Origin of the sequence: Spirosoma utsteinense (genome assembly GCF_014282275.1) — a bacterium.
In the GTDB taxonomy this organism is placed as follows: Bacteria; Bacteroidota; Bacteroidia; order Cytophagales; family Spirosomataceae; genus Spirosoma; species Spirosoma utsteinense.
In genome coordinates, this window is the sequence record NZ_VFIA01000009.1 from 18378 (window position 1) to 40364 (window position 21987).

Below are 21987 nucleotides of genomic sequence, written 5' to 3' on the forward strand. Positions count from 1 at the left end.
GCGGGAAAATGCTTGTTTGTCAGCTTGCGTATTAACAGGGGTTACAAGCGTAGTTTTACGTGTTTTGGTGAAAAGATGTTGACTGGTTTTTGCCGAAAAACGACGCCTGAGCCGTTTCTTTGTACTATTGTCAGGTGCTAAAAATCAGCCCTGCGTATCAATCAACCGACTGAGATACGAATGAATACATCCAACCCGTCGAAGGCATCGTCGGCCCGTTCGCGCCAGAAGTCTGCAACGAATGCTGACTCTTTATCGACGCTGTCTGTTTCTCCGCAAGCGCCTATCCTGGTCGATGGCCAGAACCGTGTCGTTATCGGGAATATCTCCCCTGAAATTGATGGCGGCCGTTTCCCGATCAAGGCCATACCGGGCGATGTGATCGCTGTAGAGGCCGATATTTTTGCCGATGGCCACGACTACCTGTCGGCCCGGCTGCTGTACAAACAGGCGGGTGATACTACCTGGATCGAAACCGCGATGACCCTGCTTGGTAATGACCGTTGGGGGGCGTCGTTTGTGGTTGAACGGCAGGGCCTCTGTTTATATACCATCGAGGGCTGGGTCGATCACCTCGCTTCGTGGCAGCATGAAATTCACCTGAAAGTGGCCGACGGTCAGCACATCAGTAGTGAACTACAGGCTGGTGCTCATTATGTAGATGGGCTGATTCGTCGGGCCGGGGGCGACCTGGCCGAAAAACAGAAAGGGAAAAAAGGCGCTGCCGAAAATCCTGATCTGACGGCCCTGCGTGAGATGGCCGCGCTGTTTCGGGATAAGGCCCGGTATGACGAGGCCGTATCAGTAGCGGAGAGTGATCAGTTTACGTTCTTTGCCAACCGCTACCCCGAACGCCAGCACCCAACGCGGTATGCCCGGGAACTGGGTGTCGATGTCGACCGGGCCCAGGCCGGGTTCAGTACTTGGTACTGTCTGTTTCCGCGTTCGGCCGCCCGCGAGGAGGGAGCGCATGGAACGTTCCGGAATGTAGAAGCGCTACTGCCGCGTATTGCCGGCATGGGCTTCGACGTGCTGTATCTGCCCCCTATCCACCCCATCGGCACGGCACACCGGAAAGGCAAGAACAACTCCGTCATCTGCCAGCCGGGCGAGCCGGGGGTTCCCTACGGTATCGGCTCGGCCGAAGGGGGCCACGACGCTATCCATCCCGAACTCGGTACCGTCGAGGACTTCAAACACCTGATCGCTATTGCGGCCAATTACGGCATGGAGGTGGCTATGGACCTGGCCATCCAGTGTTCACCCGACCATCCCTGGGCAACTGAACACCCCGACTGGTTTAAAAAACGCCCCGACGGCTCGATTCAATACGCCGAAAATCCACCCAAAAAGTACCAGGATATTTACCCGGTTTACTTTGAGACCGAGGACTGGCAAAACCTGTGGAACGAACTGAAACGGGTATTGCTGGTGTGGGCGTCCTGGGGCGTTCGGATCGTTCGGGTCGACAACCCGCACACGAAACCGTTTGCGTTCTGGGAGTGGATCATTGCCGAAGTGAAGAAGGAGTTTCCGGATATGCTGTTCCTGGCCGAAGCTTTTACCAAGCCAAAAGTGATGCAGCAACTGGCTAAAGCTGGTTTTGCGCATTCGTATACGTATTTCACCTGGCGCAATAACAAAGCTGAACTGGAGGAGTACATGACCGAACTGACGCAGGGAGAGATGCGCCATTATTTCCGTCCGAACTTCTGGCCCACAACCCACGATATCAACCCGCCCAGTCTGCAAACGGGGCACGAACCGCAGTTCCTGATTCGCTACTTTCTGGCCGCCACCCTGTCGAGCAACTACGGCATTTATGGCCCCTCGTTCGAACTGATGGAGCATACGCCGTTTCCGGGTAAAGAGGAATTCCTGAATTCGGAGAAATACGAGATCCGGTACTGGAACTGGGAAAAAACGAACAAGCTCACCTACCTGATTTCGTTGGTCAACCGTATCCGGAAGGAGAACGCAGCCCTGCAAACGACGAATAACCTGACCTTCTGTACCGTCAACGACGATGCGATCATGGCGTACCTGAAAGTGTCGGGAAACAACAAACTTATTGTTGTCGTCAATACCGATGCCTACCAGCGCCGGGCGGCAATGGTGCAGGTACCCATCTGGCAACTCGGTATCGCTCATGACCAGCCCTATACGGTACACGACCTGTTGACGGGCGCTTATTATACCTGGCAGGGCGAGTCGAATTATGTTGAGTTAGATCCCTATGTGCTGCCTATGCATATTTTGAGGATCGAAATCTAGACCAGACTGAGCCGCTGGAAAAAGGGTGCCGTTGCCCTATCGGCTGTCAGCTGAGCTTCCTGTACAGAATGCCATTGCCACCGGTGATGGCATTTTGTATGCATAGTAGGTAGGTATATGAAACGCAGCTGCTTTTAGGGATGTATGTTTGTACAGAAATTAGAAAAAACAGCCTTGAACCGGGTTACTTACTTTCCCTGATTGTCGTCTATGTTACCCCAAGCGAATACTTTTCACCACGTCAGCTACCTTTGGGATGACGCCAAAGCCGCTCAGTTCGATCAACTGCCTCAGGCCGACCGCGAAGTGGCCCTGCTCATTTATCGCTCCAATCTGCTGGGGGCCGACCTGCGGCTGACCAACTACGGGGGCGGCAACACGTCCTGCAAGGCCCTGGCCAACGACCCGCTCACCGGCCAGCCCACCCCCGTCATGTGGGTAAAAGGGTCGGGGGGAGATATCGGCACGCTGACCCGATCGGGCCTGGCTGCCCTCTATGTCGACCGGCTGCGGAGTTTGCAGGGTGTCTATCGGGGTATCGAGCACGAAGATGAGATGGTTGAACTCTTCAATCACTGCATCTTCGACCTGGCTTCCAAAGCCCCCTCCATCGATACACCCCTGCACGGCTTTCTGCCCTTCAATCACATCGACCATCTCCACCCCGATGCGGCTATCGCCATTGCTGCGGCCAAAGATGGCCAGCGCATTACCGAGGAACTCTTCGGCGGGCAGATTGGCTGGGTAGGCTGGCAGAAGCCAGGATTCGACCTGGGCCTGCAACTGAAACAGTGCCTGGACGAAAACGCGGCCAATGGTATTCAGCTGCGGGGGATCATGCTCGGCTCGCACGGCCTGTTCACCTGGGGCGACACGGCCTACGAAAGCTACATGAACACCTTGGAGGTCGTGGAACGCTGCGCCGAATACCTGGCCGATAACTACGGTAAAAAAGGGGCCGTGTTTGGCGGTGCTAAACTCGAGTCGCTGCCCGCCGACGCACGGAAGGCGCAGGCGGCACAGCTGGCTCCCATCCTGCGGGGCCTGTGTTCGAGTGAGCGCCACATGATCGGCCACTTCACCGACGACGAGCGGGTGCTGGAGTTCATCAATTCCAGTGATCTGGACCGGCTGGCGCCCATGGGCACCAGCTGCCCCGACCACTTCCTGCGTACCAAGATCAGCCCGCTGGTGCTGGAAATGACGCCCGACCAGGATGTCACGGATACCAACGCCATCCGGGAGCAGCTGACCCCGGCTTTCGAACAGTACCGGGCCATGTACCAGCAGTATTACGATACCTGCAAACATTCGAACTCGCCCGCTATCCGCGACAAAAATCCGGTCGTGATTCTGTGGCCGGGGGTTGGTATGTTCACCTTCTCGAAGGACAAGCAGACGGCGCGGGTATCGGCTGAGTTTTACATCAACGCCATCAACGTGATGAAGGGAGCCGAAGCCATATCGGAATATACCTCGCTGCCGCGCCAGGAAGCCTTCAACATCGAGTACTGGCTGCTCGAAGAAGCCAAACTGCAACGGATGCCCAAGCCTAAGCCCCTGTCGGGCAAGATTGCGCTCATCACGGGCAGCGCGGGTGGAATCGGCAAAGCCATTGCGAAGAAATTTGCCCAGGAAGGCGCCTGCGTGGTGCTGAACGACATCAACCCCGAGCGGCTCGACGGGGCAAAAGAGGAGTTCGTCGGTCTGTTTGGCAAAGACATGGTGGCCACAACGCTGCTGAACGTAACCGAATTCGCCAGCATAGAAGACGCGCTGAAAGCATCCTGTCTGGCGTTTGGCGGTGTCGATATTGTTGTCAACAACGCGGGCATCAGCATCTCGAAACCCATCGCCGAGCACTCCATCGAGGAGTGGGACCGGCTGTACGATATTCTCGTGAAGGGCCAGTTCATGGTTACTAAAGCGACCGTGGCGGTCATGCGGCAGCAGGCGCTGGGTGGCGACATCATCAACATCGTCTCCAAAAACGCGCTGGTGGCCGGACCCAATAACGCGGGCTACGGCTCGGCCAAGGCGGCTCAGCTGCACCTGAGCCGACTCAATGCGGCCGAACTGGGTGGCGATCATATCCGGGTGAACACGGTCAATCCGGATGCGGTTATTTCGGACTCCAACATCTGGGCGGGCGGCTGGGCCGAAGGGCGCGCTAAGGCCTATGGCGTCACGGTGGCTGAGTTACCAGCTTACTACGCCAAACGTACGTTGCTGAACGAGGTCATCCTGCCCGACGATATTGCCAATGCCTGTTTCGCTTTTGTAGGAGGACTGCTCAGCAAATCGACGGGCAACGTGCTGAACGTGGATGGTGGCGTGGCGATGGCGTTTGTGCGCTAACGAAACAAAACCGTTAAAACGGTTGGCCATTGGTGGTGTTGTGGGCGTAATGGCCCACCGATTCATCGGTGGGTTGACGCCATGGACCGGTTCGTCCCCCGGTTCACCGATAAATCGGTGGGTTAATGGATGGCCCGGTTCACCACACAACCCACCGATTTATCGGTGGGATTGCACGAACGGAAAGCCAAGGCATTTTAACCGTTTTAACGGTTTGCCAGCGTCATGCCAGATCGTCGTCAGGTAAACCATAATGGTGCAAAAATTGGCGGTATTCATCGGCGAATGAACGTTTGCGGTGGTGTTCTTCCTGGGTTCGGACATACTGTCGAACCCGCAGCAGATGACCTTCGCTCACCGAAAACGCGCCATACCCCGTTTGCCAGGCAAACCGTTCCGGCGTCAGTTGTTGCTGATTGAAACGATGTGAGCTGCTGCCTTTAACCTGTTTCAAGACGTCGGCAACGGCAATTTTAGGGTTGAGCAGAAACAGGAGATGGACATGATCAGCTACCCCGCCGATGCTGTCGACCAGACAACCCGTTGCCGTCAATTGCTCACGAAGTTCGTCGTGGACAGCGGTAATGACATCGGGGCGTATGATGGGCTGTCGATTTTTAGTTGAAAAAACGGCGTGAATCCAGATTTTGGATTTGGAATGACTCATACTGGCGGTGGAATGATCGTAGCCGTTGAGACGGATAGCTGCCAAAAAATGTACGGATTATGGTAAACAAAATGATTGAATTTTACCTGTACCAATCGTTTTGGACCCACCGATGAATCGTTTTGGACCCACCGATGAATCGGTGGGCTGGATATCAACACAAACCTTGAACTGACGTGAACCTGAACCCTGACTTCATTGCCGATCATAACGCGGCTGGACAAACCCAACATCAACGCAAGCTGTCGCCCTGGACCGATTCGGTTGAACAGGCCGAGGCTGTTATTCAGAAGCTGGTCGATTTTCAGATCGCCATTCCCAGCTGGGCGCTCGGTACGGGTGGTACGCGATTTGGCCGCTTCCCGGGTGGTGGTGAACCGCGTTCGCTGGAAGAGAAAATCGCCGATGTAGGCCTGTTGCATGCCCTAAACCGGGCCAGCGGTGCTATTTCGCTGCACATTCCCTGGGATATTCCAACCGATCCGCAGGCTACCAAACAACTGGCGGCCAGCTACGGTCTGGCTTTCGATGCCGTCAATTCCAATACATTTCAGGACCAGCCCGGCGAACCGGGCGATTCGCAGCTGAGCTATAAATTTGGTTCGTTGCAGCACGTCGACCCGGCCGTGCGTCGGCAGGCGATCGATCATAATATCGAAGTGATCCGGCATGGTGTGTCGCTGGGGTCCAAAGCGCTGACCGTCTGGCTCTCCGATGGCTCCTGCTTTCCCGGTCAGCTGAATTTCCGGAAGGCGTTCGAGCGGACGCTGAGCAGTTTGCAGGATATCTATGCCGCACTGCCCGACGACTGGAAGGTATTTGTTGAGTACAAAGCGTTTGAACCCAATTTCTATTCGATGACCGTTGGCGACTGGGGCAGCAGCTACCTATACGCCAACAAGCTGGGCCCTAAAGCCTATACACTCGTCGATCTGGGCCACCACCTGCCCAACGCCAACATCGAACAGATCGTGGCGATTCTGCTGAACGAAGGTAAACTCGGCGGCTTCCACTTCAACGATTCCAAATACGGCGACGACGACCTGACGGCGGGCAGCATCAAACCTTACCAGCTATTCCTGATCTTCAACGAACTGATCGACGGTATGGACGCCCGCCAGATGAACCATGCGCAGGATCTGGGCTGGATGATCGACGCGAGTCATAACGTGAAAGATCCGCTCGAAGACCTGTTGCAGAGCGTGGAAGCCATTCAGCTGGCCTACGCTCAGGCACTGCTCGTTGACCGGGCTGCGCTGGACGAAGCCCGCGACGCCAACGACGTAGTGCGGGCGCAGGAGATTTTACAGGATGCCTTCCGGACCGATGTTCGGCCGCTGGTAGCTGAAGCACGGCTGCGCGCCGGTGGCGCGCTGAACCCGCTGGCCCTGTTCCGGCAGCTTACCGTGCGGCAGCAACTCATTGGCGAGCGGGGCGCAAAAACGGTAGCGACGGGATTATAAAAAAAGAATCATCAACACTCATGCCTACGCCTGTTATCGCCATTGCTGACGTTGGCAAGACCAACAAAAAGCTGTTTCTGTTCGACCGACAGTATCAGATCGTGTGGGAGCGGACCGAGCAGTTTTCCGAAACGGTCGATGACGACGGCGAAGCCTGCGAAGACCTTCAGCGGCTGAGTCAGTGGCTGTTGTCGGCCGTGCGCGAGGTACTGACCCTGCCCGAGTATGAGGTGCAGGCGCTGAACTTCTCGACCTACGGCGCGAGCCTTGTGTATCTGGACGCCGAAGGCCGTACCGTAGGCAACCTCTACAACTACCTGAAACCCTATCCGGACTGGATTCGGCAGCAGTTCTACGACCGCTACGGCGCGCCCGATGTGCTGTCGGTACAAACGGCATCGCCCGCGCTCAACAGCCTGAACTCGGGATTAATGCTGTATCGGATCAAGTACGACAAGCCGCGGCTGTTCCGGCGTATCTGGTATGCGCTCCACCTGCCGCAGTACATGAGTTACCTCATCACCCGCCAGATGCTGAGCGACCTGACCAGTATCGGGTGCCATACCATGCTCTGGGATTTCGAGAAGCATCGGTACCACGACTGGGTCGTTTCCGAAGGCTTCGATAAATTGATGGGGAGCCTCTTTCCCGCCGATAAAGCCATGAAAGCTTTCATGGTGGGTGGCGATACGGCCGATGGACAACCTCGTGATCTACGCGTGGGCGTGGGCCTCCACGACTCGTCGGCCGCGCTAATTCCCTATCTGGCCAGTTTTGGTGAGTCGAGTGATGGGGCTGCTGCGTCGCCTTTTGTGTTGATTTCGACGGGAACCTGGTGCATCAGCATGAATCCGTTTACAAGTCAGCCGCTCACCGCTGAAGAACTGCAGTATGACTGCCTGTGCTTTCTGACCTACAAAGGCCAGCGCGTGAAAGCCGCGCGGCTCTTCGCGGGTTTCGAGCACGAGCAGCAAACGAAACGGCTGGCCGACCATTTTGGCGTGGCGGTCGACTATTACAAACAGGTACGCTACAATGCCAGCCTGATTCAGCAACTTCAGCAGACAACGGTGCCGCTGCAACCGGTCGAGGAAGGGCTGATTCCCGCTGCGGTGCTGGCGTCGCTGGCTGGGTCGCCCTTTGGCGACCGGGATCTGACGCAGTTCGACGACTACGAAACTGCCTACCACCAGTTCATGCTGGACCTGATGGGTGGGCAACTTATTTCGACAGCGCTGGTGTTACCACCCGAAGGGTCTGCGTCGGCTGAAGATGCGGTTACGCGTATTTTCGTGGATGGTGGATTCAGCAAAAATCCCATTTACATGAACCTGCTGGCGGCCGCTTTTCCCGACAAGGAAGTGTGGGCGGCCTCCGTAGCGCAGGCGACGGCGCTGGGCGCGGCCCTCTCGTTTCATGACCAGTGGAATCCGTTGCCCGTACCGCCAAACTTGATTACCCTAACCCGTTATACAGCATCCTGACAAACCGATTTATTCCTGAGAAGTACATCATTTGTCAATCGCTCTTTACGCCATGACCGTAGGCTTATTCATTCCCTGTTACGTCGATCAGTTTTACCCGCAGGTGGCCATTGCTACGCTCGAATTGCTGGAAAAACTAGGTCAGACGGTGGTTTTCCCCAAAGGCCAGACCTGCTGTGGACAACCCATGGCTAATTCTGGATTTGCGCATCTAACACAACCGTTAAACGAGCGGTTTGTCGATCAGTTCGGAACCGTCGATTACGTGGTGTGCCCCTCGGGTAGCTGTACGCTGCACCTCAAAGAGCACCTCCACAGCCAGACCAGCGAATCTACTGCGACGGCCATCCGGCAGCACGTCTACGAACTGACCGAATTCATCACCGATGTATTGAAGGTCGAGTCGATACCGGCGCGCTTTCCCTACCGGGTGGGTATGCACCAGAGCTGCCACGGTCAGCGGGGGCTGCACCTGTCGCAGATGAGTGAGCTGAATGCGCCCATGTACTCAAAGCCGGGAAGGCTGCTGAGTCAGGTGAAAGATATTGACATTGTCACGCTCGACCGGCCCGACGAGTGCTGCGGCTTCGGGGGTACATTCTGCGTGCTGGAAGAAGCGGTATCGGCCAAGATGGGTAAAGACCGTGTGGCCGATCACCTGCGGCACGGGGCCGATTACATCACCGGCGTCGATATGTCGTGCCTGATGCATATGGAAGGGATTTTACGGCGGCAGGGCAGCAAAACGAAAGTGGTACACATTGCCGAGATACTGAACCAAGGAGTAGCGAGTTAACAACAAGCGTATGACACAAGCACATCCTGAACTGGCCGAACGGTTCAATCTGGACGAAGAACGGGTGAACTGGCATGATGAAACCCTGTGGTTTGTCCGCCAGAAGCGCGACAAAGCGGCTCATACCCTGCCCGAATGGGAGGACCTCCGCGAAACGGCTTCGCAGATCAAACATAATGTTCTCGGTAATCTGGACACGTATCTGGCGGAGTTCGAAGCCAACGCGCTGGCCAATGGCGTACAGGTACACTGGGCCGCCGATGCCGCCGAACACAACCGGATCGTCCTCGATATCCTTCGGGAAAATAAGGTGGACCGGATGGTCAAGAGCAAGTCCATGCTCACCGAAGAGTGCCACCTGAACGATTACCTCGGCGAACAGGGCATCGACGTGATCGACTCCGACCTCGGCGAACGTATTGTCCAGCTGGCGGGCGAAACGCCCAGCCATATCGTGCTGCCCTGTATCCACTGGAAGAAGGAAGAAATTGGCGTTTTGTTCCATAAGTACATGGGTACCGACGAAGGCTGCGCCGATCCGCAAATCCTGACGGGAGCGGCCCGCCTGCACCTGCGCGATACCTTCCTGACCCGGCGCGTCGCCCTGACGGGCGTGAACTTCGCCATCGCCGAAACAGGCGAGTTCGTCGTCTGCACCAACGAAGGCAACGCCGATATGGGGGTGCACCTGGCCGACGTTCACATTGCCAGTATGGGTATCGAGAAGATCATTCCCCGGCGCGAACACCTGGGCGTGTTTCTGCGGCTGCTGGCCCGTTCGGCCACCGGCCAGCCGATTACCACCTATTCGAGCCACTTCCGGCAACCCCGGGCGGGCCAGACCATGCACCTGATTCTGGTCGACAATGGCCGTACGGTACAATTAGGCCGCGAAGATTTCCGCAATTCGCTCAAATGTATCCGCTGCGGAGCCTGCATGAACACCTGCCCCGTATACCGGCGGAGTGGCGGACATAGCTACCACAGCGCCATCAGTGGCCCCATCGGGTCGATACTGGCCCCGAACCTGGACATGAAAAAGCACGCCGATCTGCCGTTTGCGTCGACGCTTTGTGGTTCGTGTACCAATGTGTGCCCGGTCAAGATCGACATCCACCAGCAGCTTTATAAGTGGCGGCAGGTGCTGATGCAGGAAGGGGAGGCCACCACGGCCAAGACCGTAAGTATGCAGGCCATGAACACGGTGCTGAGCAACCACGGGCTGTATGCCGTTAGCGGCCGCATTGGCCGGACGCTCATGCGCTGGTTCCCGGGTCTGGTCAACAACAAGCTGAACCCCTGGTACAAACACCGCAACATGCCCGAGGCTCCCAAAGAGTCGTTTGGTGACTGGTATGCCAAAAACCGAAAGTAAGGTCAGGGCTGGTAGCTGTACTGAAGAAGTTAGCGTGTATTGTATAGAGTAAGCTCAAATGAAACGTATTCAGTTAGTTGAGATTGAAGATCTTAATTGGTTTCCTGACTCGCTCAGGCAATGTATGACCCGACTCATTATCGTCATGCATAAGCTCCTGGGTTCGCAGCATGAATTGGCTGCGTTGATAAGCAGGGCACTCGTTCATTCAGATAAACCAGCCATTATTGATTTGTGCTCGGGTAGCGGGGGACCTATGGCTGAGGTGTACAACCGGCTGAAAACGCAACCTCATCTGCAAAATCTAACGCTGACACTTACCGATCTGTATCCCCATCTTGAAACGGCCGACCGGATCAATAGTGAGGGAGGTTCCGGTATAAACTATCTGACAAAGTCGGTAAACGCGGCTGATCTGGCTACTGAAAAAGTTGGCGTGAGAACGATGATCTGTAGTATGCACCACATGAAACCGACGGTAGCACACGACATATTGAGTGATGCGAAAGCAAACCGACAGCCTATTTGCCTGTTTGAAATAAGCGATAACAGCTTTCCGATCTGGCTTTGGTGGATGGTCATTCCAATGAATTTATTGATGGCCTTTTTTATCACCCCACTGGTGCGACCCATGACCTGGCAGCAGTTGGTTTTCACGTATCTGGTTCCAATCATACCGATCTGTTTTGCCTGGGATGGCGCTGTTTCGAACGCCCGCACCTACACGATAGCCGATATGAATGAATTGCTGGAAGGCTTACATACGGGCGATTACGTTTGGGAGACGGGTAAGGTGGGTGGTCTCTTAAAGAAACTCTACCTGCTGGGACTACCGATCGCATCACCGCAATAGTAGCCATATGAGTGATGTATATGCTTGCCGACACGTACAAAAGCGACTATCCGCTAAACGCAGAACGGTGAGGGGAATGCCGGTACCACATACTACCTTCAACTCGGTATAGAACAGATGACAACCCGCGATAAAATTCTACAGGCCGTCCGGCAGAACAAACCCGAATCAACGCCCCTGCCTGATCTGGCAGACCTGGCACGGCGCGCTCATGACCACTTTTCCGATGACGTCGTTCATCGGTTTGGCTCGACGCTGTCGGGTATTGGCGGGCAGGTGGTGCCGGTAACCAGCTGGGCCGAAATCGAAACCTACGTCCAGCAGTATTTTACCGTTGGCAAGCACCGGATCATTACCACCCTGCCGCAGCTGGCGGGCGTGGCCAGCACCGTCTGGAAAAGCGATATAGTAGACGAGTCGGTCGTTGTGGTCGATGCGCTGGGCGCGCTGCTGCCGCATACGCTGGCCGATGTGGAGCTGGCGATCATTACGGCCCACTTCGGTGTGGCCGAGAACGGATCGGTCTGGGTTACCGAGCCGCTGCTGGGTAGTATCCAGAATAAACCCCTTCGGGCCGTACCGTTCATTCCGCAGCACCTGGCCGTCGTGCTGTCGGCCGAGGATCTGGTGCCGACCATGCATGACGCCTACAAGCGAATTGGGTCTGAAAATTATACCTTTGGCGTATTCATTGCCGGGCCCAGCAAAACCGCCGACATCGAGCAGTCGCTGGTGTTGGGTGCCCATGGCCCGAAAACGATGACGGTATTCCTGCTGGACTAATTCGATCTGTAATGCTTCAGCGAATTGCGATAAACGATTTTTCGAGTACGCCTAAATACCTCCAGATTTATAATTCGATTGTTGAGGGTATCAAGACCAAACAAATTGTCCCCGGCGATAAACTACCGTCGATCTTTGAGGTATGCGCCGAATTCGACGTGTCGAAGCGAACGGTTGAGCGGGCATATGATCTGCTGAAGGAGAAGAAAGTAATCGAGTCGACGAAAGGCAAAGGTTCTTACATCAGCGATACGGAGATCGACCGGCAGATGAACGTCTTTCTCCTGTTCAACAAGCTCAGCACCCATAAGAAACTTATTTACGACGCCTTCACGGAGGAGTTGGGGCCGGATGTGCCGATCGATTTTTTCGTGTATCACAACGACTTCCGCCTGTTCAAGAACATCCTGCTTAACCACGCCCACGGCTACACGCACTACGTCGTGATTGCCCACTTTTTCGAAGGAGGGCAGCGTGCCATGGATCTCATCAACACCCTGCCTAAACACAAGCTGGTGGTGATGGACAAGCTCATCGACGGGCTGACCGGCCGGTACTCGGCGGTGTACTAGGATTTCGAAAACGACCTGCACCAGTCCCTCACCGAAGCCCTGCCGCTTCTCCGTAAATACACGACGCTGAATATCCTGTTCCCGGCCAATTCGTATCACCCCGAAGCCATTCTGAACGGGTTTTACCGGTTCTGCGCGGGCTACGGGTTTGGCGCACGGGTCATTAACGATATCGATAAAGTAGCTATCGAGCCGGGAAATGCCTTTATCAACCTCCGGGAAGAAGATCTGGTGATGCTTATCAAACGCATCAAAGACACCGCTTTACGGGTAGGCGAAGAAGTGGGGATTCTGTCGTATAACGAAACGCTGGTGAAGGAACTGCTGCTTGATGGTATTACCGTAATATCGACCGATTTTGAACAAATGGGCCGGACGGCGGCTCAACTCGTGCAGGGCAACACCATCCGGCAAATTCGCAATCCGTTCCGGCTCATTGTCCGGCAATCGCTGTGATTGGAAAGGGTGTAACTGGAGCTTTGCCAACGTTCTAAACGTTGGCAAAGCTCCAGTTACACCCTTTCCAATCACAGGTAGGCAAGTGTAGGTAAGTGTCCATAAAAGCAAACTTTACCTTTGTAGAGTGATATAATTCCGTAACACGAGCCTTTAGCTATTCATGAGGCAATTCTGTCTATTCCTAACCCTTCAACTTTTTACCATTTCCGTTTTTGGTCAGGTCACTATTCGTAGTCTCCTGACTGAAAACCGCGTCAATCCTATTGGTCTGGACGTGCCTGCACCACGCCTGAGCTGGCAACTTGTTCCTGCCGTAGCCACGAAGCGAAACGTCAGGCAGACGGCCTACGAAATTCGGGTAGGTACCGATGCTGCGTCAGTCGCGAAAGGCAGCGTTTGGCAATCGGGGCGGGTCGCGTCGGATCAGTCGGTACAGGTGCCGTATGCAGGAGCCGCGCTACAGCCCGGTCAGCGCTACACCTGGCAGGTGCGCGTGTGGGACAGTCCGTCGGGCAAACCATCGGCCTGGAGCGCACCCGCTTTCTGGCAAACCGGCCTGATGACGGCCGCCAACTGGAAGGCAAAATGGATTGAAGCGGGCTACGTCGAAGATACCATAAACCAGCCCAGCCCCCTGTTCCGGAAGGCGTTTGCGGCTCCCAAACCCGTTCGCTCGGCCACGCTGTACATGACGGCGCATGGACTGTATGAAGCCCGGATCAACGGCCAGCGCGTGGGTGATGCCTACCTCACGCCCGGCTGGACAACCTACAACAGTCACCTTCAATACCAGGTCTACGACGTAACGAACCTGCTCAAAACGGGTGCCAACGCCATTGGGGTTACGCTTGGCAGCGGCTGGTACCGGGGGCGGTTGGCCTGGGAAAAGCAGCGCAACATCTATGGCAAAAACCTGGCGCTGCTGGGCCAGTTGGTCCTAACCTATGCTGATGGAAGCACTGAAACCGTCAATACCGATGCCAGTTGGAAATCCTCGACAGGCCCCGTCCGTTCGTCCGAAATCTACGACGGTGAGGTGTATGACGCCCGGCTGGAAAAGGCAGGCTGGGACAAGCCGGGCTATGCCGACGCCGACTGGTCGGGGGTGACGACGAAGGAGTTTGGGTATGCCAATCTGGTTGCCAACTACAACGAACTCATCACGAAACACGAACGCATAAAGCCTGTTAAGATCCTGACCACGCCGAAGGGTGAAACGGTCCTTGACTTCGGGCAGAATGTGGTGGGCTGGGTCGAACTGAGCCCGACGGGTAAAGCGGGTGATAAGATCGTTCTGTCGCACGTGGAGATGCTCGATAAATTCGGCAACCCCTATTTCGATAACCTGCGGACTGCCAAAGCACAGGCGACGTATCTGCTCAAAGGAGGACGTGAGACGCTGGAACCCCATTTTACGTTTTTCGGCTTTCGCTACGTCCGCATCGAAGGGCTGACTGGTCCCGTGAACCCCGCCGATTTCACGGCTGTCGTGCTGTATTCCGATATGCCCAAAACGGGCGATTTCACAACGTCTAACAAACTCGTCAATCAGCTACAAAGCAATATTCAGTGGGGCCAGCGGGGCAACTTCCTTGACGTGCCCACCGACTGCCCCCAGCGTGACGAGCGGCTGGGCTGGACCGGCGATGCCGAAGTGTTCTCCCGCACGGCCGCGTTCAATTTTGGTGTTAATAATTTCTTTGCCAAGTGGCTCAAAGACGTAGCAGCTGAGCAGGCACCCAACGGGGCTGTACCGTTCGTTATTCCCGACGTGCTGAAAGAGCAGGGACCCTTCGCCCGGGAACCCGCCGGAGCCGCCGGTTGGTCGGATGCGAGCATCATTATTCCCTGGAATATGTACGTTGCCTACGGCGACCGGCGTTTGCTGGAACAGCAATATGCCAGCATGAAAGCCTACGAAGGCTACATGGAGAAAGTTGCTAAAGATGATCTGTGGAGCGAAGGATTCCAGTTTGGTGACTGGCTGTCGTATGTCGATACCGAAGGAAGTCCGGCCTTCGAAGCGCGGTCGGCGTTCACGGATACGCATCTGGTTGCGCAATGTTTCTACGCCTACAGTACCGAGCTGATGCGCAAGGCGGCTACGCTGCTGGGCAAGACGGAGGATGCCGCGCATTACACCGCCCTGCTCGGCCGTATCAAAACGGCGTTTCAGCAAGCCTACATGACCCCAAACGGTCGGCTCATCTCCGATACGCAAACGGCCTACGTACTGGCGCTGCAATTCGATATGCTGCCCGAATCACTCCGGCAGCAGGCAGTAACGCGGCTGGTGCAGAATGTGAAAAAATACAAAAACCACCTTACCACCGGCTTTCTGGGTACCCCATTTTTATGCCCTGTGCTGACCCGCTTCGGACAGAACGACGTAGCCTATGACCTGCTTTTGCAGGAAACCTACCCGTCGTGGTTATACCCGGTCAAGATGGGAGCTACCACGATCTGGGAGCGCTGGGACTCGATGAAGCCCGATAGTACCTTTCAAAGCCCATCCATGACGTCGTTCAATCACTATGCCTACGGGGCCGTTGGCGACTGGATGTACCGAACCATTACCGGCATCGATACGGATGAAACCGGACCGGGCTACAAGCAGATCACGATCAAGCCGCAGCCGGGCGGAGGCCTGACGTCGGCAAATGCAAGCCTGCGGACGTATTATGGGATGGTTCGCTCCGGTTGGAAAAAAGAAGCGGGCAAGTTCAGCATGACCGTTGAGGTACCAGCGAATACGACCGCTACACTTTACGTCCCAGCTACCAGCGCTGATGTCGTGCAGGAAGGCGGTAAGCCCTTACGTGCCGCCGGCCTGACTGTGGCTGGCACGGAGTCAGGTTATGTCAAGCTTAGCGTAGGTTCAGGCGTTTATCAGTTCACAGTAAATCAATCAATGATGAGTGATGAATGATGAACGATGAATGAATAGGTTTTGCGTCAGCTATTCACTCACTCATCACTCATCATTCATCGTTCATCATTCATTACTCCTTTCACCCTTTTTCATTTTTTACCACATGTCTGCAATTCTTGGTGTTTTCTTTCATGCATTGGGTGGTTATGCCTCCGGTACATTTTACATTCCCTTTCGTCGGGTAAAAGGCTGGTCGTGGGAGAGTGCCTGGATTGTGGGAGGCATTGCTTCCTGGATCATTGTACCCTGGGTGATGGGCTGGATAACGGTCAGCAACCCTGTTGGCGCTATTACCGGCGCCGATTCTGCTACGCTGGGCTGGACATTTTTGTTCGGTCTGTTGTGGGGCATTGGTGGCCTGACCTTTGGCCTGTCGATGCGTTACCTCGGTATTTCGCTGGGCATGGCCGTAGCGTTGGGGTACTGTTCTGCTTTCGGTACATTGATTCCACCCCTCTACGAGGGTCGGTTCGATGAGTTGCTCGGCACCCGATCGGGCCTGTTCACGCTGGCAGGCGTGGCTGTCTGTTTGATCGGTATCGCCGTCTGTGGCCGGGCCGGTTTCATGAAAGAAAACGAGCTGGATGCTGAACAGCAGAAAGCGACCATTGCTGAATTCAACCTGCGGAAAGGCATTGCCGTAGCGACCGTATCGGGCATTCTGAGCGCCTGTTTCGCCTTTGGTCTCACGGCGGGGAAACCCATTGCGCTACTGGCTGTAGCGGGCGGTACGAATCCGCTGTTTCAGAACAACGCCATTTATCCGGTGCTGCTGCTGGGCGGTTTCACGACCAACTTCATCTGGTGCATGATCCTGAACCGTCGCAACCGGACGTTCGGTGATTACACCGCGTCGAAGGCACCGCTGCGCAGTAATTATTTCTGGGCTATTCTGGCCGGTACGACCTGGTATTTTCAGTTCTTCTTCTACGGTATGGGCGATACCTACCTGGGCGACGAATTCCGGTTCGCGGGCTGGACACTGCATATGGCCTTTATCATCACCTTCAGCACGATCTGGGGACTGGCCCTGCACGAATGGAAAGGAGCCAGCAAAGCCACCTACCGCGTCGTTTACATCGGTCTTGGCCTGATCATATTCTCCACCGTCCTGATCGGTATGGGAAGTCAGTTTTGAAAAAAGTCGTAAAGGGAGTCGTAAGTCGTAGGAGTCGTAAGGGGCTGACGCGAAAGCAACAAACTTGCGTCAGCCCCTTACGACTTATGACTTTTACGACTTCTACGACACTTCCGACTCCCTTTTCGCCTTATTTCGCTCTGATAGCGATAACAGGGTCGAGCCGGGCGGCAGAGAAGGCGGGGATGATGCCTGATACAATGCCGATGATGCTCGATACGCCCAGCCCCAGTACGATGTTTCCCGTCGTTAGCTGTAGTTCCAGGGTACCCAATTGCATAAACGACAGCGCATAAACCAGGGCAATACCGGCTAACCCGCCTACGAGACTTAACAGAATCGCTTCGAACAGAAACTGGAACAGGATGAAGTAATTTTTAGCACCCAGCGATTTCTGGATACCAATGATGTTGGTGCGTTCTTTAACGCTGACGAACATGATGTTGGCGATACCGAAGCCACCAATCAGGATAGAAAAGCCGCCAATTACCCAGCCCGCCAGTGTCAACACCACGAAAATGCCGCTAATAGCCTGGGCGATGGCTTCCGGGCGGTTGATGGCGAAGTTGTCGTCCTGCGTTGGGCGTAAACCCCGCCGGGTACGCATCAGGCCCCTGATTTCACCTTCGAGTTCAGTCAGGCCAGGGTCGTCATCATAGCCTTTAATGGCAATACTAATGCTGGGGTTGATGGAATGGAACATTTTGGCAAAAGCACCCAACGGAATCAGGCATTTGATGTCGGGGTTACCGCCTACATTTAATATACTTTCGCCCTTACGTTCCTGCGTACCGATAACGGTGAAATTCAGCCCGTTCAGCTTGAACGTTTTGCCGACCGGGTCTTGTGAGGGAAACAGGTTCCCGGCCACATCGGCACCGATAATAGCCACGTTGCGGGCCACGTCGATTTCCTGCTGGGTAAAGTAGCGGCCCTGCTCGATGGGCACATCCGAAATGTCGTTGTACTCGAATGTTGTTCCCTGAATGAGCGACGACATGCTGTTATTGCCGTTCTTGACCGTTACCCGCCCTTTAAAATCGATAGCCACAACGGCCTGGGCTGTTTCGAGCCGGTCGTGCAGAAACTTGTATTCGGTCATTGATGCTTCGGGGCGCTGGAAGTACTTCCACCACTGGTACTCGCTGCCAAATGTCCAGGGCCATTTCTCCACATATATCACCTTATCGCCAATGAATGACAGGCTGGTTTTAATGTTGCGCTCCAGCGAATCGACCAGCGTGAACACCGCTATGATAGCAAAAATACCGATCGTGACGCCCAGCAGAGAGAGGGTCGTGCGGAGGAGGTTGGACCGTAGCGCCTGCCACGCAAATCGGAAACTTTCTAAGATCTGACGAAGAAACCGCATATTGCTTTGGCCTTCCAACTCAGCTGAGCACGTCAGTCAAAGCGGAATGCTAACAAAAGTAACCAGGAAGGGGGCTGTTTTCAAACCTGCTAGGCCGGTACGGACGGATTGACGGACGTTTGGTCAATTTTCGTAGCTTAGTGGTTTCTGACAACAACCTGACTCCCTATGAAACGACAATTCCGTGTGTTGCCTTTACTGGCGCTTACCCTCCTTGCCGGCTGTAAATCGCAGTCCCCAACGACAACGTCCGGGTCCGGTGTCCGGCAGGGTCTGGGCGTCTACGAGTACCGCGATGAAGACCCGTCTGTACAACCATTTTTCTCTGACCGGCAGGGGGTTATTGGCCGAAATGGCATGGTGGCCTCGGCCCATCCCGAAGCGTCGCAGGTGGGCCTCAACATTCTTAAAGCAGGAGGTAACGCCGTTGATGCGGCCGTGGCTGTGCAGTTTGCCCTAGCGGTGGTTTATCCCGGTGCAGGCAACATTGGTGGCGGAGGGTTTATGGTCTACCGGGGCAACGATGGCAAAGCCTATACGCTCGATTACCGGGAGAAGGCCCCCGGCCGCGCTACCCAGGATATGTACCTCGACTCGCTGGGTAATGTCCGTCCGGGGCTCAGCATCAGCGGTCACCTGGCGAGTGGCGTGCCGGGATCGGTCGATGGAATGGCTGAAGCCCACAAGCGGTTCGGTAAGTTGTCCTGGGCGCAGGTGCTGCAACCTGCCATCGACCTGGCCGCGAAAGGATTTGCCCTCACCGAACGCGATGCTCTGGGTCTGAACCGGATCAAGGGCGACCTGACGACGATCAACCCCGGCAAAACGTACTTCCTGAAAAATACAAATCCCGCCGATACACTGAAGTGGCAGAAAGGTGAGATTATGGTGCAGGCCGATCTGGCCAGGACCCTGCAACGCATTCAAAGTCAGGGACGTGCCGGATTTTATGAAGGAGAAACCGCCCGGTTGCTGGCCGAGGAAATGAAGCGGGGCAACGGATTGATAACCGAAGACGACCTCAAAGACTATCATTCGGTCTGGCGCGACCCGATTCAGGCCACCTACAAGAACTACAACGTGATTACCATGCCGCCAACCTCCAGTGGGGGCGTAGCGCTGGTTCAGCTGATGCGTTTTACAGAACCTTATCCGTTGCGGAAATGGGGCTGGAACCGCGATAGTACCGTACAGGTCATGGTCGAAGCTGAACGGCGCGTGTATGCCGACCGGGCCAAGTTCCTCGGCGACCCCGACTTCGTGAAGGTGCCATCCGATACCCTGATGAACGTCGATTACCTGAAAAGCCGCTGGACTGATTTCTCGTTTGCCAAAGCTACCGACAGTAAGAATGTACGCGGGGGGACGATCCCGGGTTACGAAAGTCTGGAAACGACCCATTTTTCGGTAGTCGATAAGGCGGGGAATGCGGTCAGCATCACCACAACGCTCAATGGCGGCTACGGGAGCCGGGTGGTGGTAGGCGGTGCCGGCTTTTTCATGAATAACGAAATGGACGATTTCAGCGTGAAGCCGGGTGTTCCCAATATGTTCGGGCTGATCGGGAATCAGGCCAACGCCATTGCTCCGCAAAAACGGATGCTGTCGAGCATGACACCTACGATTCTGGAGAAGGACGGGAAATTGTTCATGGTTGTCGGAACGCCGGGTGGCTCTACCATCATTACATCGGTCTACCAAACGATCCTGAATGTGATCGAGCATGGTATGTCAATGCAGCAGGCCGTAAATGCGCTGAAATTCCATCACCAGTGGCTACCCGACAAAACCATCTTTGAGAACGGTGCTTTCTCGGATGCAACGGTACAAAATCTGCAAAATCGGGGCTACATGCTCGAAAAACTAACCAACACACTCGGGCGGATGGACTGCGTACTGATTCGGCCCGACGGCTCTTACGAAGGCGCTTCCGACCCACGGGCCGACAATACGGCGAGGGGGTATTAGGGAAGGAAAGGAGGAGAGGGAGGAGGGAGTAGAAGGAGGAAAGGGAGGAGGGAGGAAAGGGAGGAAAGGAGCTACCACGCAACCCTTTCCTCCTTCCTCCCTTTCCTCCCTTCCTCCTTCTACTCCCTTAATTCAATGCATTTCGCATCTGTTTGGCCTGATCCCGGTGTTTTTTGTCGCCCTCTTCCAGCTTACGGGCGAAGGTTTTGACGGTCTCGTTGGGTGCATTATCGGCCAGGTCGTCAGCGGTATCGGTTGCCTTGTCGTTTACGGTATTCATTTCCTTCAGGTATTGAAGATCGAAGGCGGTGCCGGGCTTTTCGTCCTGTAAGTCCTCGATCCGATCTTTCCCGTCTTTTGCCATAGTGGCAGGCAGCGTGATGTTCATGGTCCGGGCCATATCGCGCAGTTGCTTTTCGTTCTGCTGATGTTCGTTCATGGCCCGCTGCGCGTAGGAACGCACCTCAGGGTTTGTCGCTTTTTGCAGGGCTATTTTACTGAGTTCGTACTCGGTCATACCCATGCTAAAGAGTTCGACAACGTTATCGGCTACCTCTTTGGCGTCGCTTTTGGCATCGTCGCTGATGGCGGTAGCCTGCTGATCGATCTTCTTTTCGTTGACCTCTTTTGCGGCTTCTTTGCTGTCCTTCCCGCAGCCCCCGAGCAGGAGGCCGCTAACCATAAGAGCGCTCAGTATATTGATTTTCATGGTAGTGCTACGTTTCGTTGTGACCTAAGAACACAGTAGCGCACGGGTTGTTTGGAATAGCGCAAACCCTGCCAGTGGTCGAAGACCCTGGTAGTGGTTAAGCGATGGTAGAGGAAACTCCCGCTCAACCACTACCAGGGTCTTCAACCACTACCAGGGTTATTTTCACCATCGTTCAACCACTACCAGGGTCTTCGACCACTGGCAGGGTTTACGACCTATCGTTGAAATAATCACCAAACGTTTCGTTTTTCATTCCCTCGTGAAAGTTGATGAATTGTTGTTTCCCTCCGAACCAATCGAGCACTGCCTGTCGCTTTAGTAGGGTTGGTTTGTCGGATAGGTAAGCCAGGTAAGACGAATGGGGGTAGGTCTGGAAGCTGGTAGTAAAGCCGTGCTTAAGCGGATTACTGTGAATGTAGAAGATTAGCTGGGTGAAATAATCGTCGTGGTCTATACGCTCGCGGTGAACGTGTTTTTCAAATAAACTACCCGTTCTTCCCATAAGCGAATTGACTATCTGAGCATGGCTGTTAAATAAATGACCCAGCAGTCTACCCGGTTCAGATATCTTTTTCCAGCCGCGTTCCTGCTTCCAGCGAATCAAATCAATTTCGTGTAGTTCTTTGATACGAACCATCAGGTGGAAATGATTATCCAACAGGCAATAAGCGTACGTGTCGAAAAGGGGTTCTGTGTAGTAGGCGTAACTTTTTAGAAAAGAGGTGTACAACTGTGGAAGTGGGAAAAGCGATGTACCATTGATGCCTCGGTTGTAAATATG

General features: G+C 54.9%; 17 protein-coding genes. 13 read left to right on the forward strand and 4 right to left on the reverse strand.

Annotated elements, in window-relative coordinates:
- Positions 1 to 180 precede the first annotated feature (180 nt).
- Both FH603_RS08830 and FH603_RS08835 read left to right on the forward strand, forming a co-directional pair.
- The gene (locus FH603_RS08830) at positions 181 to 2274 is read left to right on the forward strand and encodes an alpha-1,4-glucan--maltose-1-phosphate maltosyltransferase (protein WP_186737112.1); all 2094 of its coding nucleotides are present in this window, start codon (positions 181 to 183) and stop codon (positions 2272 to 2274) included.
- A 210-nt stretch (positions 2275 to 2484) separates the two neighbouring features.
- Positions 2485 to 4632 (forward strand): bifunctional aldolase/short-chain dehydrogenase, encoded by a 2148-nt coding sequence (locus FH603_RS08835; RefSeq protein WP_186737113.1) that lies wholly within the window; start codon positions 2485 to 2487, stop codon positions 4630 to 4632.
- Positions 4633 to 4855: 223 nt separating this feature from the next.
- Here the strand turns inward: FH603_RS08835 and tnpA are convergent, their stop codons facing one another.
- Positions 4856 to 5344: an IS200/IS605 family transposase gene (gene tnpA / locus FH603_RS08840; RefSeq protein ID WP_235985473.1), complete on the reverse strand. Its 489-nt coding sequence runs from the start codon at positions 5342 to 5344 to the stop codon at positions 4856 to 4858.
- A gap of 131 nt (positions 5345 to 5475) precedes the next feature.
- On the opposite strand from tnpA, the gene FH603_RS08845 reads away from it, so the two are divergent.
- From FH603_RS08845 to rhaT, 10 genes are all read left to right on the forward strand, one after another.
- Positions 5476 to 6762 carry a sugar isomerase gene (locus FH603_RS08845; protein ID WP_186737114.1) on the forward strand — a complete coding sequence of 429 codons (1287 nt, stop codon included), beginning with the start codon at positions 5476 to 5478 and terminating at the stop codon, positions 6760 to 6762.
- A 20-nt stretch (positions 6763 to 6782) separates the two neighbouring features.
- The gene (locus tag FH603_RS08850) at positions 6783 to 8246 is read left to right on the forward strand and encodes an FGGY-family carbohydrate kinase (RefSeq protein ID WP_186737115.1); all 1464 of its coding nucleotides are present in this window, start codon (positions 6783 to 6785) and stop codon (positions 8244 to 8246) included.
- Between the two features lie 52 nt (positions 8247 to 8298).
- Complete coding sequence (locus FH603_RS08855) at positions 8299 to 9042, forward strand: (Fe-S)-binding protein (protein WP_186737116.1); 744 nt, start codon at positions 8299 to 8301, stop codon at positions 9040 to 9042.
- Positions 9043 to 9052: 10 nt separating this feature from the next.
- Positions 9053 to 10417 carry a lactate utilization protein B gene (locus FH603_RS08860; protein WP_186737117.1) on the forward strand — a complete coding sequence of 455 codons (1365 nt, stop codon included), beginning with the start codon at positions 9053 to 9055 and terminating at the stop codon, positions 10415 to 10417.
- Positions 10418 to 10541: 124 nt separating this feature from the next.
- Positions 10542 to 11270, forward strand: a complete 729-nt coding sequence (locus tag FH603_RS08865; protein WP_244967999.1) for a hypothetical protein — start codon at positions 10542 to 10544, stop codon at positions 11268 to 11270.
- A gap of 117 nt (positions 11271 to 11387) precedes the next feature.
- A complete protein-coding gene (locus FH603_RS08870; RefSeq protein WP_186737119.1) occupies positions 11388 to 12053 on the forward strand; it encodes a LutC/YkgG family protein in 666 nt (221 codons plus the stop codon).
- Between the two features lie 11 nt (positions 12054 to 12064).
- Positions 12065 to 12625, forward strand: a complete 561-nt coding sequence (locus FH603_RS28540; protein ID WP_235985471.1) for a winged helix-turn-helix domain-containing protein — start codon at positions 12065 to 12067, stop codon at positions 12623 to 12625.
- Positions 12626 to 12811: 186 nt separating this feature from the next.
- Entirely contained in the window at positions 12812 to 13081 is a 270-nt protein-coding gene (locus tag FH603_RS28940) for a substrate-binding domain-containing protein (protein ID WP_342355214.1), read from the forward strand.
- A 163-nt stretch (positions 13082 to 13244) separates the two neighbouring features.
- Positions 13245 to 16013, forward strand: a complete 2769-nt coding sequence (locus tag FH603_RS08880) for a glycoside hydrolase family 78 protein (RefSeq protein WP_186737120.1) — start codon at positions 13245 to 13247, stop codon at positions 16011 to 16013.
- Between the two features lie 106 nt (positions 16014 to 16119).
- The gene (gene rhaT / locus FH603_RS08885) at positions 16120 to 17154 is read left to right on the forward strand and encodes an L-rhamnose/proton symporter RhaT (RefSeq protein ID WP_186737121.1); all 1035 of its coding nucleotides are present in this window, start codon (positions 16120 to 16122) and stop codon (positions 17152 to 17154) included.
- A gap of 130 nt (positions 17155 to 17284) precedes the next feature.
- Here the strand turns inward: rhaT and FH603_RS08890 are convergent, their stop codons facing one another.
- The gene (locus FH603_RS08890) at positions 17285 to 18526 is read right to left on the reverse strand and encodes an ABC transporter permease (protein WP_186737122.1); all 1242 of its coding nucleotides are present in this window, start codon (positions 18524 to 18526) and stop codon (positions 17285 to 17287) included.
- 168 nt (positions 18527 to 18694) lie between these two features.
- Between FH603_RS08890 and ggt the strand changes: the two genes are divergently transcribed.
- Positions 18695 to 20494 (forward strand): gamma-glutamyltransferase, encoded by a 1800-nt coding sequence (gene ggt, locus FH603_RS08895; RefSeq protein WP_186737123.1) that lies wholly within the window; start codon positions 18695 to 18697, stop codon positions 20492 to 20494.
- 127 nt (positions 20495 to 20621) lie between these two features.
- On the opposite strand, the gene FH603_RS08900 is transcribed toward ggt, so the two are convergent.
- Entirely contained in the window at positions 20622 to 21203 is a 582-nt protein-coding gene (locus FH603_RS08900; protein WP_186737124.1) for a DUF4142 domain-containing protein, read from the reverse strand.
- A 211-nt stretch (positions 21204 to 21414) separates the two neighbouring features.
- Positions 21415 to 21843, reverse strand: a complete 429-nt coding sequence (locus FH603_RS08905; RefSeq protein WP_186737125.1) for a hypothetical protein — start codon at positions 21841 to 21843, stop codon at positions 21415 to 21417.
- Positions 21844 to 21987 lie beyond the last annotated feature (144 nt).

What these genes read in the sequence shown, in the direction of transcription:
- FH603_RS08830 (WP_186737112.1), top strand. Translation starts at nt 181, where the DNA reads ATGAATACATCCAACCCGTCGAAGGCATCGTCGGCCCGTTCGCGCCAG.
- FH603_RS08835 (WP_186737113.1), top strand. Translation starts at nt 2,485, where the DNA reads ATGTTACCCCAAGCGAATACTTTTCACCACGTCAGCTACCTTTGGGAT.
- FH603_RS08850 (WP_186737115.1), top strand. Translation starts at nt 6,783, where the DNA reads ATGCCTACGCCTGTTATCGCCATTGCTGACGTTGGCAAGACCAACAAA.
- FH603_RS08855 (WP_186737116.1), top strand. Translation starts at nt 8,299, where the DNA reads ATGACCGTAGGCTTATTCATTCCCTGTTACGTCGATCAGTTTTACCCG.
- FH603_RS08860 (WP_186737117.1), top strand. Translation starts at nt 9,053, where the DNA reads ATGACACAAGCACATCCTGAACTGGCCGAACGGTTCAATCTGGACGAA.
- FH603_RS08865 (WP_244967999.1), top strand. Translation starts at nt 10,542, where the DNA reads ATGACCCGACTCATTATCGTCATGCATAAGCTCCTGGGTTCGCAGCAT.
- FH603_RS08870 (WP_186737119.1), top strand. Translation starts at nt 11,388, where the DNA reads ATGACAACCCGCGATAAAATTCTACAGGCCGTCCGGCAGAACAAACCC.
- FH603_RS28540 (WP_235985471.1), top strand. Translation starts at nt 12,065, where the DNA reads ATGCTTCAGCGAATTGCGATAAACGATTTTTCGAGTACGCCTAAATAC.
- FH603_RS08880 (WP_186737120.1), top strand. Translation starts at nt 13,245, where the DNA reads ATGAGGCAATTCTGTCTATTCCTAACCCTTCAACTTTTTACCATTTCC.
- rhaT (WP_186737121.1), top strand. Translation starts at nt 16,120, where the DNA reads ATGTCTGCAATTCTTGGTGTTTTCTTTCATGCATTGGGTGGTTATGCC.
- FH603_RS08890 (WP_186737122.1), bottom strand. Translation starts at nt 18,526, where the DNA reads ATGCGGTTTCTTCGTCAGATCTTAGAAAGTTTCCGATTTGCGTGGCAG.
- ggt (WP_186737123.1), top strand. Translation starts at nt 18,695, where the DNA reads ATGAAACGACAATTCCGTGTGTTGCCTTTACTGGCGCTTACCCTCCTT.
- FH603_RS08900 (WP_186737124.1), bottom strand. Translation starts at nt 21,203, where the DNA reads ATGAAAATCAATATACTGAGCGCTCTTATGGTTAGCGGCCTCCTGCTC.
- FH603_RS08905 (WP_186737125.1), bottom strand. Translation starts at nt 21,843, where the DNA reads ATGGTTCGTATCAAAGAACTACACGAAATTGATTTGATTCGCTGGAAG.